Source organism: Rubrivivax gelatinosus (genome assembly GCF_004340905.1).
GTDB classification, from domain to species: domain Bacteria; phylum Pseudomonadota; class Gammaproteobacteria; order Burkholderiales; family Burkholderiaceae_C; genus Rubrivivax; species Rubrivivax gelatinosus.
In genome coordinates this window covers 220,315-235,273 of record NZ_SLXD01000010.1, presented here as the reverse complement: position 1 = coordinate 235,273, position 14,959 = coordinate 220,315, and the positions used below count along the sequence as shown (strand labels likewise).

13 protein-coding genes are annotated in these 14,959 nt (G+C 72.7%); 6 read left to right on the top strand and 7 right to left on the bottom strand.

Features of this window, described 5'->3' with window-relative positions; translation table 11 throughout:
* Positions 1-59 precede the first annotated feature (59 nt).
* Genes EV684_RS16600 through EV684_RS16590 form a run of 3 tightly spaced genes read right to left on the bottom strand, consistent with a single transcriptional unit; the run spans position 60 to position 5,849 of the window.
* Positions 60-1,496, bottom strand: a complete 1,437-nt coding sequence (locus tag EV684_RS16600; RefSeq protein ID WP_132648395.1) for an efflux transporter outer membrane subunit — start codon at positions 1,494-1,496, stop codon at positions 60-62.
* Positions 1,493-4,627, bottom strand: coding sequence for an efflux RND transporter permease subunit (locus EV684_RS16595; RefSeq protein ID WP_132648394.1), 3,135 nt, complete (start codon positions 4,625-4,627; stop codon positions 1,493-1,495). The genes EV684_RS16600 and EV684_RS16595 overlap by 4 nt, the downstream gene beginning before the upstream one ends.
* A gap of 13 nt (positions 4,628-4,640) precedes the next feature.
* Positions 4,641-5,849 carry an efflux RND transporter periplasmic adaptor subunit gene (locus tag EV684_RS16590; RefSeq protein WP_132648393.1) on the bottom strand — a complete coding sequence of 403 codons (1,209 nt, stop codon included), beginning with the start codon at positions 5,847-5,849 and terminating at the stop codon, positions 4,641-4,643.
* A 128-nt stretch (positions 5,850-5,977) separates the two neighbouring features.
* On the opposite strand from EV684_RS16590, the gene EV684_RS16585 reads away from it, so the two are divergent.
* Both EV684_RS16585 and EV684_RS16580 read left to right on the top strand, forming a co-directional pair.
* Complete coding sequence (locus tag EV684_RS16585; protein ID WP_132648392.1) at positions 5,978-7,447, top strand: ATP-binding protein; 1,470 nt, start codon at positions 5,978-5,980, stop codon at positions 7,445-7,447.
* 67 nt (positions 7,448-7,514) lie between these two features.
* On the top strand, positions 7,515-8,198 hold the full coding sequence (locus EV684_RS16580; RefSeq protein WP_132648391.1) for a response regulator: 684 nt from the start codon (positions 7,515-7,517) through the stop codon (positions 8,196-8,198).
* Between the two features lies 1 nt (position 8,199).
* Here EV684_RS16580 and EV684_RS16575 read toward each other — a convergent pair whose 3' ends face one another.
* On the bottom strand, positions 8,200-8,850 hold the full coding sequence (locus tag EV684_RS16575; protein ID WP_132648390.1) for a PadR family transcriptional regulator: 651 nt from the start codon (positions 8,848-8,850) through the stop codon (positions 8,200-8,202).
* A 79-nt stretch (positions 8,851-8,929) separates the two neighbouring features.
* Between EV684_RS16575 and EV684_RS16570 the strand changes: the two genes are divergently transcribed.
* Entirely contained in the window at positions 8,930-9,229 is a 300-nt protein-coding gene (locus EV684_RS16570; protein ID WP_132648389.1) for a DUF3861 domain-containing protein, read from the top strand.
* A gap of 38 nt (positions 9,230-9,267) precedes the next feature.
* Positions 9,268-10,278: a radical SAM protein gene (locus EV684_RS16565; protein ID WP_132648388.1), complete on the top strand. Its 1,011-nt coding sequence runs from the start codon at positions 9,268-9,270 to the stop codon at positions 10,276-10,278.
* 14 nt (positions 10,279-10,292) lie between these two features.
* On the opposite strand, the gene EV684_RS16560 is transcribed toward EV684_RS16565, so the two are convergent.
* Positions 10,293-12,047, bottom strand: coding sequence for a methyl-accepting chemotaxis protein (locus EV684_RS16560; RefSeq protein WP_132648387.1), 1,755 nt, complete (start codon positions 12,045-12,047; stop codon positions 10,293-10,295).
* Positions 12,048-12,349: 302 nt separating this feature from the next.
* Between EV684_RS16560 and EV684_RS16555 the strand changes: the two genes are divergently transcribed.
* Complete coding sequence (locus EV684_RS16555; RefSeq protein WP_132648386.1) at positions 12,350-12,940, top strand: CBS domain-containing protein; 591 nt, start codon at positions 12,350-12,352, stop codon at positions 12,938-12,940.
* A 20-nt stretch (positions 12,941-12,960) separates the two neighbouring features.
* Here EV684_RS16555 and EV684_RS16550 read toward each other — a convergent pair whose 3' ends face one another.
* Both EV684_RS16550 and EV684_RS16545 read right to left on the bottom strand, forming a co-directional pair.
* Complete coding sequence (locus tag EV684_RS16550; protein ID WP_132648385.1) at positions 12,961-13,428, bottom strand: outer membrane lipoprotein; 468 nt, start codon at positions 13,426-13,428, stop codon at positions 12,961-12,963.
* 135 nt (positions 13,429-13,563) lie between these two features.
* Entirely contained in the window at positions 13,564-14,121 is a 558-nt protein-coding gene (locus EV684_RS16545) for an HNH endonuclease (protein ID WP_132648384.1), read from the bottom strand.
* Positions 14,122-14,292: 171 nt separating this feature from the next.
* Here EV684_RS16545 and EV684_RS16540 point away from each other — a divergent pair, with 171 nt between their 5' ends.
* Positions 14,293-14,949 (top strand): TetR/AcrR family transcriptional regulator, encoded by a 657-nt coding sequence (locus EV684_RS16540; RefSeq protein ID WP_132648383.1) that lies wholly within the window; start codon positions 14,293-14,295, stop codon positions 14,947-14,949.
* The last annotated feature ends 10 nt before the right edge of the window (positions 14,950-14,959 follow it).

Genomic DNA, 14,959 nt, shown 5'->3' with positions numbered 1-14,959 from the left:
GCTGGCGCGAAAGGTCGCCCGCGGTCGCCGGCCGTCGCCGGCGGCGACCGAGCGGGGGGTCAGGACGCCGCTGTCGCGCTGGCGGCGCCCCACTCGCCGCCCAGCACCTCGAACAGCCGCACGCGGTTGCTCTGCTCGGCCAGACGCAGCGTGAGCAGCGTCTGCTGCGCCGCGTACAGCGTGCGCTGGGCGTCCAGCGCGTCCAGGTAGCTGGCCGCGCCGGCCTTCCAGCGTGCGTCGGCCAGGCGCCAGGCGCGTTCGCTGGCGTCGACCAGCGCCGCCTGGGCGTCCAGGCGCTCGGCGATCGTGGCGCGCACCGCCAGCGCGTCGGCGACCTCGCGGAACGCCGTCTGCACCGTCTGCTCGTAGGTCGCGACCTGGATCGAGCGCGCGGCCTCGGCCTGGGCGACGCCGGCGCGCGTGGCGCCGCCGTCGAAGATCGGCAGGCTCACCGACGGCGCGAAGGACCAGGCGCCGCCCTTGAACAGGTCCGACAGGCTGCGGCTGGCCGTGCCGCTGCTGGCGGTGAGCTGGATCGTCGGGAACATCGCCGCGCGTGCCGCACCGAGGTCGGCGTTGGCCGCCTTCAGGCTGTGCTCGGCGGCGATGACGTCGGGCCGGCGCTGCAGCAGCGCCGACGGCAGCCCGGCGGGCAGCGCTACCAGCGCCGTGGCCTCGGCGCCCGGGTCGGCCGCCGGCGGCAGGGCGTCGGCCGGCAGGTCGGCGCCGACCAGCAGGCGCAGCGCGTTCAGGTCCTGGGCGACGGTGGCCTCGTAGGCGGCGGCGTCGCGGCGTGCGGCTTCCACCGAGGTCTGCGCCTGGGCCAGCGTCAGCGCCGAGTCGGAGCCCAGCGCGTGGCGCTGGCGCGTGAGCTCGTAGGTCCTGCGCTGGCTGTCCAGCGTGCTGCGCGCCAGCGCCAGCTGCGCCTGGTCGGCCTGCAGCGTCAGCCAGGCCGTGGCGACCTCGGCGACGAGCGCGATGCGCGTGCTGCGCGCCGCCTCCTCGGTCGCCAGGTAGCTCTCCAGCGCCGACTCCGACAGGTTGCGCACGCGGCCGAACAGGTCCAGCTCGAAGGCCGAGACGCCGATGTTGGCGCTGTAGGTGCGCGTGTGCAGGACCTGCCCGCTGCTGCTGGCCTCGGCCGGCGTGCGCGAGGCGCTCTGCGCGCCGGTGGCGCTCAGCGTCGGCAGCTGGTCGGCGGCCTGGATGCGGTAGCTGGCGCGCGCCTGCTCGATGGCCAGCAGCGCCAGGCGCAGGCTGCGGCTGTTGTCCAGCGCGAGTTCGATCGTGCGCCGCAGGCGTGCGTCGGCGACGAAGGCGCGGCCGTCGGGCAGCGCCGCGGCGCCGGCGGCCACGGCGGCCGAGGCCGAGGGCCAGGCCTCGGGCACCGGCGCGGCCGGGCGGGTGTACTCGGGCGCCAGGCTGGCGCAGGCCGTCAGCGCGGCCAGCGCCACCAGCGTGAGGCCGCGTGCGGCGAATCGGATGCTCGTGTTCATGCCCGCAGCTCCGGGGTCGGGGCGGCGCCGCGGCGCCGGTCGAAGAAGCCGCGCACCAGCACGTAGAACACCGGCACGAAGAACAGGCCCAGCACGGTGGCCGTGGCCATGCCGCCGAGCACGCCGGTGCCGATGGCGCGCCGGCTGGCGGCGCCGGCGCCGCTGGCGATGGCCAGCGGCAGCACGCCGAACATGAAGGCCAGCGAGGTCATCAGGATCGGCCGCAGCCGCAGCCGCAGCGCCTCCAGTGTCGCCTCGACCAGCGCCACGCCCTGTTCCTGGCGCTGCTTGGCGAACTCGACGATCAGGATCGCGTTCTTCGCCGACAGGCCGACGGTGGTCAGCAGGCCAACCTGGAAGTAGACGTCGTTGTGCAGCCCGGCCAGCGTCGTCAGCGCCAGCGCGCCGATGACGCCCAGCGGCACCACCAGCAGCACCGAGAACGGCACCGACCAGCTCTCGTACAGCGCCGCCATGCACAGGAAGACGAAGAGCACCGACAGCGCGTACAGCGCCGGCGCCTGCGCGCCCGACAGCCGCTCCTGATAGGACTGGCCGGCCCACTCGATGCCCACGCCGGCGGGCAGCTGGGCGACGATCTGCTCGACGGCCTTCATCGCGTCGCCCGAGCTGACGCCTGCCGCGGCCTCGCCGACGATCTCGAAGGCGCCCATGCCGTTGTAGCGCTCCAGCTTGGGCGAGCCGTAGCTCCACTTCGTGCTGGCGAAGGCCGAGAACGGCACCATCTGGCCGGCGTCGTTGCGCACCCGCCACTGCAGGATCGCGTCGGGCGCCATGCGGTAAGGCGCGTCGCCCTGGGCGTAGACCTTCTTCACCCGGCCCTTGTCGATGAAGTCGTTGACGTAGCTGCCGCCCAGCGCCACCGACAGCGTGTTGTTGATGTCGCTGGTGGACAGGCCCAGCGCGCCGGCCTTGCGGTCGTCGATCTCGATGCTGAACTGCGGCGCGTCGTCCAGGCCGTTGGCGCGCACCTGCGCCAGCTGGGGGGTCTGGCGCGCGAGCTTGAGGAACTCGTCGCGCGCCGCCTTCAGGCCCTCGTGGCCGAGGCCGCCGCGGTCCTGCAGCTCGACGGTGAAGCCGCCCGAGGAGCCGAGGCCGCGCACCGTCGGCGGCTGCATCACGAAGACGCGTGCGTCGCGCAGCGCCGCCAGCTCCCGGTTGGCGCGGCGCGCGAACTCGGCGGCACTCTGGCCGCTGCCGCGGCGCTCGCTCCAGTCCTTGAGCCGGATGAAGGCGTTGCCGGTGGCCTGGTCGCCGCCGATGCCCGAGATCAGCGTGTAGCCGTCGACGTCGGCCTGCTGCGACAGCCAGTTCTCCATCTGGTTCAGCGATGCGGCCAGGCGTTCGTCGGTGGCGCCGGTGGGCAGCCGGATCTCGGCCATCAGCACGCCCTGGTCCTCGTCGGGCAGGAAGGAGGTCGGCAGCCGCGCGTAGAGCACGGCCATCGCCGCCAGCAGCAGGGCGTAGACCAGCATCACCCGGCCGCTGCGCCGCAGCAGCGTGCCGCCGGCGCGCTGCATGCCGGCGCTGCCGCGGTCGAAGCCGCGGTTGAAGGCGCCGAAGAAGCGGCCCAGCAGGCCCTTGTGCACCGCGTGGTGCTCGCCCGGCGGCAGCGGCTTGAGCACCGAGGCGCACAGCGCCGGCGACAGCGTCATCGCCACCAGCACCGACAGCAGCATCGCCGAGACGACGGTGATCGAGAACTGGCGGTAGATGACGCCGGTGGAGCCGCCGAAGAAGGCCATCGGGATGAACACCGCCGCCAGCACCAGCGCGATGCCGATCAGCGCGCCGGTGATCTCCTTCATCGACTCGCGCGTCGCCTCGCGCGGCGACAGCCCGCGTTCGGCCATCAGGCGCTCGACGTTCTCGACGACGACGATGGCGTCGTCGACCAGCAGGCCGATCGCCAGCACCATGCCGAACATCGTCAGGCTGTTGATCGAATAGCCGAAGGCCGCCAGCACGCCGAAGGTGCCGAGCAGCACCACCGGCACCGTCACCGCCGGCACCAGCGTCGCGCGCCAGCTCTGCAGGAACAGGTACATGATCAGCACGACCAGCACCACGGCCTCGACCAGCGTCTTGACGACCTCCTCGATCGAGATCTTCACGAACGGCGTCGTGTCGTAGGTCATCGCCGTCTGCAGCTGGTACGGGAAGCCCGGCTGCAGCTCGGCGAGCCTGGCCTTGACGGCGTTGGCCGTGGCGATGGCGTTGGCGCCCGAGGCCAGGCGCACGCCGATCGCCGCCGAGGCCTGGCCCTTGTAGCGCGTGCGGATCGTGTAGCTCTCGCCGCCGAGCTCGACGCGCGCGACGTCGGCCAGGCGCACGCTGGCGCCGCTCGTCGCCGACTTGACGACGATGGCCTCGAACTGCTCGGCCGTCTGCAGCTTGCTGCGCGCGGTGATCGTCACGTTGAGCTGCTGGCCGGGTGCTGCCGGCAGGCCACCGACCTGGCCGGCCGAGACCTGGGCGTTCTGGGCCGTGATCGCGCTCGTCACGTCCGAGGGCATCAGGCCGTAGCTGGCCAGCTTGTCCGGGTTCAGCCAGACGCGCATCGCGTGGCCGGTGCCCAGCGTCTGCACCTCGCCGACGCCGTCGATGCGGCTGATCGTGTCGACCAGGCTGGACTTGATGTAGTCGCCGATCTCGATCGCGCTGGCGCTGCCGTTGGCCGAGTACAGGGCGACGATGAGCAGGAAGTCGGTGCCGGCCTTGGTGACCGTCACGCCCTGGTCCTGCACCGCCTGCGGCAGCTGCGTCATCGCCTGCTGCAGCTTGTTCTGCACCTGCATCTGGGCGACGTCGGGGTCGGTGCCCGAGACGAAGCTCAGCGTGATGCGCGCGCTGCCCGAGGAGGTGCTGGTCGAGGACATCGACAGCAGGCCGTCCAGGCCGGTCATCTGCTGCTCGATGACCTGGGTCACCGAGTCCTCCAGCGTCTTGGCCGAGGCGCCGGGGTAGGTGGCGTTGACGCTCACGCGCGGCGGCGCGATGTCGGGGTACTGTTCCAGCGCCAGCGTGCTGATCGACAGCGCGCCGGCGAGCATGACGACGATGGCCAGCACCCACGCGAAGATGGGGCGGTCGATGAAGAAGCGCGGCATCGTGCGGCCCCCTTCAGCGCGACGCGGCCGAAGCCGGTGCCGACGCGGCCGACGCCGCGGCGCCCACCGCCTGCGGCTGCACGACGTCGCCCGGCCTGACCTTCTGCAGCCCCTCGACGACGACACGCTCGCCGGCCTTGAGCCCCGAGGTCACGAGCCAGCGGCTGCCGATCGTGCGCTCGGCGGCGATCGTGCGCCGCTCGAGCTTGTCGCCGGCCCCGACGACGAGCACGCTGGCCGAGCCGTCGGTCTCGCGCGAGACGGCCTGCTGCGGCACCAGCATCGCGTCGGCCACCGCCACCGTGGGCAGCAGCGCGCGCACGTACATGCCCGGCAGCAGCAGGCCCTGCGGGTTGGGGAAGGTCGCGCGCAGCGTCACCGTGCCGGTGCCGGTGTCCACCGAGGCACCGGTCACGCTCAGCCGCCCGGCCAGCGGGTAGCTGCTGCCGTCCTCCAGCCGCAGCGAGACCGCGGCGTCGCCGCCGGGCAGCTGCTGGACGCGGCCGGCCGCGATGTCGCGCTTCAACTGCAGCATCTCGGCGCTGGATTGCGTGACGTCGACCTGCATCGGGTCGGTCTGGCGCACCGTGGTCAGCGCCGTCGTCTGGTTGGCGGTGACGAGCGCCCCGACGGTGACCGTGGAGACGTCGGCGCGGCCGCTGATCGGGCTGGTGACGCGGGTGCGCTCCAGGTCGATGCGCGCCGTCTGCAGCGTCGCGCGGGCCGAGGCCAGGTCGGCCTCGGCCTGCTTGAGCGCGGCCTGCGCGTCCTGCAGGTCCTGACGGCTGACGGCGTCGATCTTCGCCAGCGCGGCCTGGCGCTCGGCGGTCAGGCGGTCGGTCTCCACCGTCGCCTCGGCCTTGGCCACCGCCGCCTCGGCGCTGGCCACCGTGGCGCGGTAGCTGGCGGCGTCGATCTCGTAGAGCACCTGGCCGGCCTTGACGCTGCCGCCTTCGCTGAAGCGCCGCGCCTGGACGATGCCGCCGACCTGCGGCCGGATCTCGGCGCTCTGCAGCGCGGTCGTGCGGCCGGGCAGCTCGCTGGACAGCGACACGGTCTCGGTCTGCACGGTGAAGGTGCCGACGACCGTCGGCCGGCCCTGGCCGGGCCCCGCGGCGCCGTCCTGGCCGCCGCAGCCGGCCAGCGCGGCCGCGAGCGCCAGGGCGGCGAGGGTGAAGGCATGGGGCGTGCGCCGTGCGGCGCGGGAGACGATGGCGGCCATCGGGGAGTCCTGCTCGGGGTTCTGCTGGTCTCGATCGTCTTCGGCGAATGTGGAGGAAAGTTGAAGTCCGCCCCGGCCTCGCCGCTGCTGCTTGCGTGCGCCGGGCCGCCCGTGCGCCAATTCCGACCGTGTCCACGCTCGCCCGCCTCAAACGCCCCGGCATCACCGGCAAGCTCTTCCTGGCCGTGCTCGCCACGGCGACGCTGGTCGCCGTGGCCGTCAGCGTCGCCGCGCAATGGAGCTTCCAGCGCGGCTTCATCGGCTATCTGAACGAGCAGGCCGTGCAGCGCATGGAGCTCGTGCTGCCGCGCCTGGTCGCCGCCTACGGCGAACACGGCAGCTGGGACTTCCTGCGCCGCCGCCCGGATGTCTGGTTCGGCCTGGTCGGCGTCGGGCCGGCGCATCCGCCGGATCCGCCCGAGCCGCCCGACTCGCCGCCGAGCTCGCCGCCCAAGGGGCCGATGGCCGATCTCATCGCCTCGGACCTGCTGGGCGCCGGGCGGCGGCTGTCGCTGCTGGACAGCCAGCGGCAGCGTGTCACCGGCTTCCCGTTCATCATGGCCAGCTCCGAGCAGCGCGAGATCGTCGTCGACGGCCGCAGCGTCGGCTGGCTGGCGATGGCGCCGATCCAGACCGTCACCGACGCCGCGGCGGTCGGTTTTCTGGACCGCCAGCTGCTGGCCAGCGCCGCGGCGGTGGCCGTGGCGGTGCTGCTGTCGGCGGCGATCGCCTGGTGGGTGGCGCGTGCGCTGCTGGCGCCGGTGCGCGCCGTGGCCGGCGCCACGCACCGGCTGGCCGCCGGCGGCTACGACACGCGCGTGCCGGTGCGCGGCCGCGACGAGGTGGCCCAGCTCGCGCAGGACTTCAACCAGCTCGCGCTGACCCTGGAGCGCAACGAGCGCATGCGGCGCGATTTCATGGCCGATGTCTCGCACGAGCTGCGCACGCCGCTGGCGGTGCTGCGTGGCGAGCTCGAGGCGCTGGAGGACGGCGTGCACCAGCCCACGCCCGAGCTGCTGCGCCGGCTGCAGCAGGAGGTGGCGACGCTGGCCCAGCTCGTCGGCGACCTGCACGAGCTGGCGCTGGCCGACGTCGGCGCGCTGGCCTACCGCAAGGAAGACCTGGACCTCGTGCCTCTGCTGCGCGGCGAGCTCGCGTCGCTGCAGGCCGAGGCCGCCGAGCGCGGCCTCGCGCTCGAGGCCGGCCTGCCGGCCGGGCCGCTCGCCGTCTCGGGCGACGAGCGCCGGCTGCGCCAGCTGCTGCTCAACCTGCTGGCCAACAGCCTGCGCTACACCGACGCCGGCGGCACGCTGCGCGTGACGCTGGCCGCCGACGGCGGCGACGCGGTGCTCGACCTGCAGGACTCCGCGCCCGGCGTGCCCGACGAGCTGCTGCCGCGGCTCTTCGAGCGCTTCTTCCGCGTCGAGGCCTCGCGCTCGCGCGGCAGGGGCGGCAGCGGCCTGGGGCTGGCGATCGCACGCAGCATCGCCGAGGCCCACGGCGGCCGGCTCGAAGCCCGGCCCTCGCCGCTGGGCGGGCTGTGGATCCGCCTGGTGCTGCCGCGGCTGCGGCGCCGCGGCGAAGGGGAGGGGGCATGAGTCCTCAGGACTTGTCCGGGGCTCATTCCCGCTCGGCGGGACCGGCCGCAGGCCGAAGGGGGCCCCAGTGAGCGCCGACACCCGCTACGTGCTCGTCGTCGAGGACGAGCCTTCGCTGGGCCGGCTGGTGGCCGACTACCTGGCCGCCGCCGGCTTCGAGACACGCTGGATCGACGACGGCCTGGCGGTGCTGCCTGCGGTGCGCGAGCGCCTGCCCGACCTGATCGTGCTGGACCTGATGCTGCCCGGGCGGGACGGCCTGTCGATCTGCCGCGAGCTGCGCACGTTCTGCGAGGTGCCGGTGCTGATGCTGACGGCACGTGTCGAGGAGCTCGACCGCCTCGTCGGCCTGGAGGCCGGTGCCGACGACTACGTCTGCAAGCCCTTCAGCCCGCGCGAGGTGGTCGCCCGTGTCAAGGCCATCCTGCGCCGGCCCTGGAACCGGCCGGCCGCCGTCGACGCAGCGCCCGGGCTGCAGATCGACGCCGGGCGCTACGAGGCGCGGCTGCACGGCGAGCTGCTGGACCTGACGCCGCTGGAGTTCCGCCTGCTGCAGGCGCTGGCCGAGCAGCCGGGGCGCGTGTTCTCGCGCGACCAGCTGCTCGACCGCCTGCACGACGACCAGCGCGCGCTGAGCGACCGCGCGATCGACAGCCACGTGAAGAACCTGCGCCGCAAGCTCGAACGGGTCCGCCCCGGGGACGATCCGATCCGTTCGGTCTACGGCGTCGGCTACCGCTTCGAGTGGTGAGTCAGCTGCGTTCGATCTCGACCGCGGCGCGGTCGATGGCCTCGGCGATGCGGCGCAGCACCTCGTCGGACGGCGGCTCGCCGGCGAAGCGCAGGTGCAGCGCCATCTTCAGGTTGTGCATCGCGCGGTGGATCGCCGGCGAGCGGCGCGCGTCGGCGCTGCCGCCCAGGTGCTGCAGACGCGCCAGCACACGATCCAGCACCTCCTGCTGGGCGGCCAGCGCCTCCTCGCCGGCGGCCGTGATGCGGTACTGCTTGCGGCTGCCGCTGGTGTCGGCGAGTTCGGCCTGGCCCAGGTCTTCCAGCATCGCCAGCGTCGGGTAGACGGTGCCCGGGCTGGGGCTGTACTGGCCGCCGGCCAGGTCCTCGATGGCCTTGATCACCTCGTAGCCGTGGCTGGGGCGCTGGCGCAGCACGTGCAGGGCCAGCAGGCGCAGGTCGCCGCCCTCGAGCATGCGCTCGCGGCGGCCTTCGCCGTCAGGGCCGCGGCGGCCACCGCCGCCGAAGTCACCGAAACCACCCGGGCCGCCGAAGCCCGGGCCGAAGCCGCCGCCGCGGCGCCCGGCGGCGTGCATCGGGTGGCCGCCGTGGCCGGCGCCGAAGCAGGAATGGGGGCCGCGGTCGCGGCCGAAGGGGAAACGTGCGAAATGCATCGTGGTTCCAAAACTGTGTTGCGATGCACTCAAGATATATCGTAGACTGTCTTCCGTCAACCCTGAATCGAGAGATCGCATGAAACAGCACCGCTACCGCATCACCGTCGAACACCTGGCCGATGCCGACGGCAACCCGCCCGCCGACACCACGCCGCTGGTCTTCGAGGCCGGCAACCACGACGACATCCTGAAGATCGTCGAGCGCATGCGCGGCCGCGAGGACCTGGCGCCGGAGTCGGCCACCGCGCTCGCGGTGGGCCTGAAGCTGTTCGGCGAGGTGATGCTCGAACACCGCAAGGCGCCGCTCTTCGCCGAGTTCGCGCCGCACTTCCGCGACTTCATGCAGAAGCTGAAGTCCGGCGCGCGCGCCGGCTGAGCGCGGGCGGCGGCACCCGGCTTGCCGCCCGGGTGCGCATGACGCCTCTTCACCCCGACGCCGCCGCGGCGCCGCCGCTGCCGCGCTTCGCCCAGATCGAGCCGGTGGGCCGCTGCAACCTGGCCTGCCGCATGTGCACGGTCAACCATCGCGGCGACGCGGTCGCCGAACTGCCGCTGGCGCGTTATCTGGCCTGGCTGGACGAGCTGCCGCAGCTCGAGGAGCTGCACCTGCAGGGCCTGGGCGAGCCGATGCTGCACCCGTGTTTCTTCGAGATGGTGGAGATCGCCGCGGCGCGCGGCATCCGCGTCAGCGCCAACACCAACCTGACGCTGCTGACCCCCGAACGCGCGCGGCGCTGCGCCGCCAGCGGGCTGGCGCAGCTGTCGGTGTCGCTGGACGGCGCCAGCGCCGAGGTCTACGAGGGCGTGCGCCGCGGCGCCTCGTTCGCGAAGGTGCTGCGCAACCTGGATCGCCTCGTCGCCGCGCGCGACGCCGCCGGTGGCCGGCCCGAGCTGCGCGGCGTGATGGTGCTGATGCGCGCCAACCTGCACGAGCTGCCGGCGCTGGTGCGGCTGCTGCACGAGCGCGGCGTGCATGAGTTGCTGCTGCAGCGCCTGTCCAGCGACCTCGAACACCCGGGGCTGCCGGCGCGCTACGTGCCGATCCGCGAGGTCGTGCGCGCCGAAGAACTGGCGCCGCCGGATCTGGCGCGGGCGGCGCAGGTCTTCGACCGGGCCCGGCGCCTGGCCGGCGAGCTGGGATTCGTGCTGCACCTGCCGCGGCTGGCACCGCCCCAGGCGCCCACTTCGACGCCGGCGGGCGGCTGCCGCTGGCCGAGCGAGCAGCTCTACCTGAGCGCCGCCGGCGAGATGCTGCCCTGCTGCATGGTGGCGACGGCCGACCGCGCGAGCTTCGGCCCGGTCGGCGAGGGCGCGCTGACCCCCGTGTGGCGCGGCGATGCCGCACAGGCCTTCCGCACCGCGCTCGCCTCGCCGCGGCCGCCGGCGGTCTGCCGGTCCTGCGCGTTGTACGAGGGGCGCTTCTGAGCGCCCTGCGCGGATCAGAAGGTCTGCCAGTCCTCGTCGGCCGTCTCGGTCTTGGCCGCGGTGGCCGGTGACGTGGTCGGTGCTGCGGCCGGTCCTGCGGCCGGTGCCGCGGCGGCCGGCTTGCGCGCCGGGGCCGGGCGGGCGGCCGGCGCCGCCGCGCGCACGGGGTGTGCCGCCGCTGCCGCGGGCGCCGCGGCCACCGCGGCCGGCACCGCCGGACGTTGCGCCGCCGCGCCGCCGGCCAGCCGGAACACCGCCACCGCGTCGACCAGCTGGCGCGCCTGGGTGCGCAGGCTCTCGGCCGCGGCGGCACTTTCCTCGACCAGCGCGGCGTTCTGCTGCGTCGCCTGGTCCATCTGCGCCACCGCCTCGCCGACCTGGGTGACGCCGTCGCTCTGCTCGGCGCTGGCGCTGCTGATCTCGCCCACGATGTCGGCCACGCGGCGGATCGACGCCAGCACCTCCTCCATCTTCGTGCCCGCCTGATGCACCAGCGCGTTGCCCGACTCCACGCGTTCGACGCTGGTGCCGATCAGCGACTTGATCTCGCGGGCGGCGTCGGCGCTGCGGTGCGCCAGCGTGCGCACCTCGCCGGCCACGACCGCGAAACCACGGCCCTGTTCGCCCGCGCGCGCGGCCTCGACCGCGGCGTTCAGCGCCAGGATGTTGGTCTGGAAGGCGATGCCGTCGATGACGTTGATGATCTCGGTGATGCGGCGCGAGCTCTCGCTGATGCCGTCCATCGTCTTCACGACCTGGCCGACCATCTGGCCGCCTTCGGTGGCCACGGTGCTGGCGGCCGCGGCGAGCTGGTTGGCCTGCATCGCGTTGTCGGCGTTCTGGCGCACGGTGGCGTTCAGCTCCTCCATCGACGCCGCGGTCTGCTGCAGCGCGCTGGCCTGCTGCTCGGTGCGCGCCGACAGGTCGGCGTTGCCGTGTGCGATCTCGTGGCTGGCCGTGGCCACGCTGTCGGCCGACTGGCGCACCTCGGCGACCGTTCGGGCGAGATTGGCCTGCATGCCGGCCAGGGCGTGCAGCAGCCGCGCTGCCTCGTCCTTGCCCTGCGCCACGATCGTGCCCGAGAGGTCGCCGGCGCCGATGGCCTCGGCGGCGCGGACCGCGTCGTCGATCGGCCGCGTGATCGAACGCGTCGCGAAGACCGCGAAGCCCGCGCCCAGCAGCGTGGCCGCCAGCGCGCCGACCGCGGTCAGCCATTGCCCGCGTGTCGTCGCGTCGGCCAGTGCTGCCTGGCTGGAGTCGAGCACCTGCTGCGAGTGCGCGGCCACCGCGTCCAGCGCCTTCTGGTAGTCGTCGGCCACGGGCAGCAGCAGCGCGTCGACGTCGCTGTAGACCGATTCGCCCCGTTGCTGGCGTTCGGAGAGCTGGCGGCGCACGTCGGTGTAGCGCACCCGCACGTCGCCGACCTTGGCGATCAAGGCCTTGCCCTCGGCGTCGTCCACCAGGGCCAGCAGCGCCTTGTGCACTGCCGCGGTGTCCGTGGAGATCTGCTCGACGTCCTGGTGCATCTGTGCCTGCAGCGCCGGATCGTTGCTCTTGAGCGAGGCGGAGACCTTGGTCCAGCTGATGCGCAGGTTGGTCGCCCACTGGCTCGCGAGCTTGCTGCGCTGCTGCTCCTTCTGGACGATGGAGTCGCTCGCCGTCTTCAGGCCGCCGAGCTGCCAGATGGCCGAGGCCGCGATGGCCAGCGTGATCGCCAGCACCAGCGCGAATGCCAGACCGAGGCGTGTGCCGATGCGTAATTGATTCATGGTGTTTCCGACGGCTTGTTTGGAGTGGACGGGAGTCACCGGCGTGCGTCGGGCTCCGTAGGATCGGTATCGGCCGCGCCGAGGGCCACTTCATGCGCCGGACACCAAGATGCGGGCGAACGTGAACGACGCCACGCCCCTAATTCACGCCTCCTTCGTATTTGAAGAAAACGCAATGCCGACGGTCCGCTGGCCCGGGAGAGTGGCTTGAGCAACATCAGGTTCGGCGAGCGGGATTCCATGATGTCGCCTGCAGCGCCGACGGCGTAACTTGCGCGGGTCCGAATCTGCGGAGGTCAGCGATGAGCCTGGAGACCGCCTTGTCCACCCGCAGCCTGGAGGCCGGCGCCGTGCTGGCGCAGGCCCAGCCCTGGCAGACCTTCCCGGTCACGCTCGACTCGGCCGCGGTGTCGGTGATGACCGACCTGACGCAGGTGAAGGCGGCCACCGTGCTGCCGGCCGCGACCTTGCGCCGCGCCGAGCAGGCGATGATCTATCTGGGGGTGCGCATGCTGTTCGTCGTGGGCGAGTGGCCGGCGATCGAAGGCCTGATCACCACCACCGACCTGCGCGGCGAACGCGCGCTGCGCCTGGTGCAGGAGCGTGGCCTGCGCTGGGACGAGATCACGGTCGAGGACGTGATGACACCGCGTTCGCGGCTGGATGCGATCGACCATGCTCGCTTGCAGGGCGCCCGCGTCGGCAATCTGGTCGCCACGCTCAAGCGCCTGGGGCGCAACCACCTGCTGGTGGTCGACGGTGGCGGCCCGGGTGTGCCGCCGCGGCTGCGGGGAATCGTCTCGCGCTCGCAGATCGAGCGCCAGCTGGGCCGCCCGGTCGACATCGTGCCGGTGGCCAACAGCTTCGCCGACCTGCCGCAGATGCTGGCCTGAGCCGGCTGCGGCAGCGAGCGTCAGCGCGCCGTGCTGACTTGCGGCGCCTTGCTCACGCGGACCTTGCCGCCGGTCGTGACGATGATCACCGGGTCGCCGGGCTGCAGGTTCTCGTTGCCCTTGGCCTGCACGATCGCGCGGCGTTCGCCGCTCTTGAGCTGGACCAGGATCTCCACCGCGTCCTCGCGAGTGCCCATGCGCTCGACGGCGTTGCCGACCACCGCGCCGGCCACGGCGCCGATCACGCCGACCGCAACGCTCTCGCGCCGCCCGCCGACGCTCGAGCCGGCGATGCCGCCGATGACGCCGCCGCTGACGCCGCCGATGCCGCTCTGCGAGCCTTCGACGACGACGGGACGGGTCGACAGCACGGTGGCGTCGATCACGGTGCTCATGCGCTGCGCGTCACCGGGACTGATGACGTCGGGGCTGGTGGTGGAACAGGCCGCCAGTGCCAGCACGGCGGCGGCGGCGATCAGGCGCTTCATCGGGGAACCCTCCTCATGACAGTGCAACGCGGCCGGTCGGGCCGCGTTGACACGCCGATGGTGCCGGAAAGCCGGGCCCGGGATGGCGCCCGGCACGGCCGGTGGCGGTAAAGATTCGTTGCGCCCGCTGGCGCGTCAGCCGTGCAGCCGGCTGCTGCGCGGCACCGACGCGAGCAGGAAGTCCATCTGGTCGACGACGATGCGCCGGCCGCGCAGGATCATGTCCTCGTGCAGGCTGGGCACGTAGGGCAGGTACAGCAGCGTCATGTGCGCTTCCTCGGGCAGGCGGTCGGCCTTGTGGCCGTTGCAGCCGCGGCAGGCGGTGATGCAGTTCATCCAGCTGTCCACCCCACCGCGCGAGACCGGCACGATGTGCTCGCGTGTCAGGTCGTCGAAGTCGAAGTGGCCGCCGCAGTAGGCGCAGATGCCGCGGTCGCGCACGAAGAGCTTGTGGTTGGTGATCGCCGGCGTGTGGCGCCAGGCGCGGCTGGGGATCGCGCCGCGCACCGCGATGATGGGGTGCACCTCGATGCGCGACTGCAGCCCGGTGGCGCGCTGGATGCCACCGCGCAGCACCTGGAAGGTCTTGCCCAGCGTCCAGGCGACGCCGTCGCTGGCATAGAGGATCGCGGCCTCGCGAGGCGTGATCCACGCCTGTGGCCGACCCGATACATCGAGTTGCAGCACATCCATGAACAGGCAGCGTAAACAAGATCCGTGCCTGCCGCAACCACGCTTTGATGACAGGCAGCGTGGAGGCCCGTTGCTCTAGGGACTTTCCCGAGGCAATGGCCCCAACAGCTGGCCGGCTCAAGCTCGAGTCGGCAAAATAGAACGATCGTTCGATTTTTTGCCTGCAAAAACTTGGCTTCCTCCACCACCTCCCGTCCGGCGTCCGTGAAGTCGCTGCAAAAGGGCCAGCAGACCCGCGCGGCGATCCTCGATGCGGCGCTGGGCCTGGCCTCGCACATGGGGCTGGAGGGGCTGTCGATCGGCACGCTGGCCGAGATGATGCAGATGAGCAAGTCGGGCGTCTTCGCCCACTTCGGCTCGCGCGAGGAGCTGCAGATCTCGGTCATCCGCGAGTACCACACGCGTTTCGAGGAAGAGGTCTTCTTCCCCTCGATGGCCGAGGCGCGCGGCCTGCCGCGGCTGCGGGCGCTGTTCGAGCGCTGGATCCGCCGCGTCTCGGTCGAGCTGGACTCGGGCTGCATCTACATCAGTGGCGCGGTCGAGTTCGACGACCGGCCCGGCCCGGTGCGCGACGCGCTCGTCTCGATGGTGCGCGCCTGGCACCTGGCGCTGCAGCGTGCGATCGCGATGGCCGTCGAGGAAGGCCATCTGCGCCCCGAAACCGACCCGTCGCAGCTGCTGTTCGAGATGCACGGGCTGATCCTCGCGCTGCACCACGATGCCCGGCTGTTGCGCAACACCGGGGTGCTGGACCGCGCACGGCGCGGCTTCGAGCGCCTCGTCGCCGACTGGCAGCCGCCGGCCGCAGCCCCCGATTCGCGGACCTGAACTCCGTCTC

Bases quoted from the DNA above. Each gene is read 5' to 3' on its own strand.
- EV684_RS16600 (WP_132648395.1), bottom strand. From the start codon at position 1,496: ATGAACACGAGCATCCGATTCGCCGCACGCGGCCTCACGCTGGTGGCG.
- EV684_RS16595 (WP_132648394.1), bottom strand. From the start codon at position 4,627: ATGCCGCGCTTCTTCATCGACCGCCCCATCTTCGCGTGGGTGCTGGCC.
- EV684_RS16590 (WP_132648393.1), bottom strand. From the start codon at position 5,849: ATGGCCGCCATCGTCTCCCGCGCCGCACGGCGCACGCCCCATGCCTTC.
- EV684_RS16575 (WP_132648390.1), bottom strand. From the start codon at position 8,850: ATGCATTTCGCACGTTTCCCCTTCGGCCGCGACCGCGGCCCCCATTCC.
- EV684_RS16570 (WP_132648389.1), top strand. From the start codon at position 8,930: ATGAAACAGCACCGCTACCGCATCACCGTCGAACACCTGGCCGATGCC.
- EV684_RS16565 (WP_132648388.1), top strand. From the start codon at position 9,268: ATGACGCCTCTTCACCCCGACGCCGCCGCGGCGCCGCCGCTGCCGCGC.
- EV684_RS16560 (WP_132648387.1), bottom strand. From the start codon at position 12,047: ATGAATCAATTACGCATCGGCACACGCCTCGGTCTGGCATTCGCGCTG.
- EV684_RS16555 (WP_132648386.1), top strand. From the start codon at position 12,350: ATGAGCCTGGAGACCGCCTTGTCCACCCGCAGCCTGGAGGCCGGCGCC.
- EV684_RS16550 (WP_132648385.1), bottom strand. From the start codon at position 13,428: ATGAAGCGCCTGATCGCCGCCGCCGCCGTGCTGGCACTGGCGGCCTGT.
- EV684_RS16545 (WP_132648384.1), bottom strand. From the start codon at position 14,121: ATGGATGTGCTGCAACTCGATGTATCGGGTCGGCCACAGGCGTGGATC.